General features: G+C 52.4%; 1 protein-coding gene. It reads right to left on the bottom strand.

Annotated elements, in window-relative coordinates:
• Positions 1 to 175: 175 nt before the first annotated feature.
• Entirely contained in the window at positions 176 to 460 is a 285-nt protein-coding gene (locus GWC77_RS27620; protein ID WP_173262631.1) for a hypothetical protein, read from the bottom strand.
• Positions 461 to 1,725 lie beyond the last annotated feature (1,265 nt).

The raw sequence follows: 1,725 nt of genomic DNA, 5'->3' as shown, positions 1-1,725 counted from the left end.
CTTGAATTCCATTGCCGCCCAGCTCTCCGTTGATCGTGCCATTCGCGTGCCGCGCAAAAAGCAAGAGTAAACGGCAAGTCGCGACAGTTTACAAGCCGCTCACGCGGACTTGTGTGTAATGAAATGGCTTAACGTAGCCTTCATAGGAACGCTGACAGGTTACCAACCAGCTCGATTACAACCATCTCAATCTACGCTCCGCAACCCTATTCTCCTGAAACAGACGATCCAACCATTCTATTTCAGGTTGGCTAAAACTAGATTTCGACAAAGAAAGAGAGGCTAGATTCATGGACGGATTATTCAATATCTCCACAATTCTTGCCGCACGGTACGTATCAATACGCCCCGGGATCTTAATGCTTTCAATGCTATTTTTCCCCCATTTCAAAGCGTTAATCAAATCATCCAGAATATGTTGTTCCAGGCGGTCTACCGCACTCAAATCGAGGAAAGTCATTCCGCATCTGCCCTCGCGAATAGCATGCGCCGTTTTACTAAGGTCCGCGCTGTTAGTGATCAAGGTATTGTTGTATGCGGCGGGATAGCGCGGCAAATAAGTGGAGGACGCGCTACTGGCTGCGCCTCGCAAGTGATTAATCGCGCTGTTATCCCGCCCGACATACCTAACAGGCGTTTGTGGCCTTACAGACGTTCCTGGCCTAGCAGACGTTCCTTGCCGCACTCGCCGATCGTCGTTCTGCCCATGCATCGGCCCGAATTGGAGACCAAGCACATTCAAGTATGGATTTGATGGTAGATGTGATGACCTGGGGGGCACCGAGCGCGTGTGCGATCGTGAGGGCGGCACAATAGGCGGCGGATGATGTGGATTGCCAGCCCCCGCTGTTCTTTCATTCGCACTCGAATATGAGTACCTGAACCTGTTCATTTTTACCTCCTTTCAATTGAAAGGACGAACGATATTCCGACACCGCCTCGAAATAATCGAAATAGCGAATTATTGCCCCGGTTTCCGAATATCGATGTCAACGCTTATCAATCCGATTTCGGGTCGTCAGCCACGCCTTTCGCCATGCATTTCGAATAAATCCGCGGTAGTTTGCTCGAATAAACCGTTCGAACGGACCCAAAATAACCATCGCGGCATTGCCAGAGATGCGCCACGGTAACAAGTCATCGTTATCGAGGTTTCCAATCTTTGATTGGACGGTAGCCTTTCTCGCTGGGAGCCTTCTCGATCGTGTCGCGAACATCGGCGATAGCAGCAACCGGTCCTCGCGTGTCGCGAGAAAAATGTCGTAGTCTTCATTTCGAGCCCTCCTTACCCTCAGTGGTCGTTTTGACACCACCACATTGGCACTCTGATGCCGTCGGGTACAGCGAGGGCTCCGCCGTTTCTACTGCCTCTCCGTCCCGACGCGGGAGGGGAGGCGTCCATACCATCTCCTTCTGATGCCCCCCCGGCGTCAGACTAGTTGTCGTGTCGTTTGATTCTTAGACGAGATCCGGGGCGGTAGAAGCGGCATGAATGAAAGCCTACTCAGCAGAACGAAAAGAAGCGCTGGTGCGTCGCATGATGCCGCCGGAGAATACTTCGGTTTCCGCGCTAGCGCGAGAAACAGGGATCACGGAACTGAATCGCCCCGGGAATCGTGGAGGCTGGTTGGTTTAAGTTGATGCCGGCATCGCAACTCCGTTGCTGAGTTGCCGGTAATAGTTTGCCTCAGCTTCAGCGGGTGGGATATAGCCGAGCGGTTCCAT

Origin of the sequence: Paraburkholderia sp. NMBU_R16, assembly GCF_013282575.1 — a bacterium.
Taxonomy (GTDB): domain Bacteria; phylum Pseudomonadota; class Gammaproteobacteria; order Burkholderiales; family Burkholderiaceae; genus Trinickia.
This window is presented reverse-complemented; position numbering and strand designations above follow the sequence as displayed.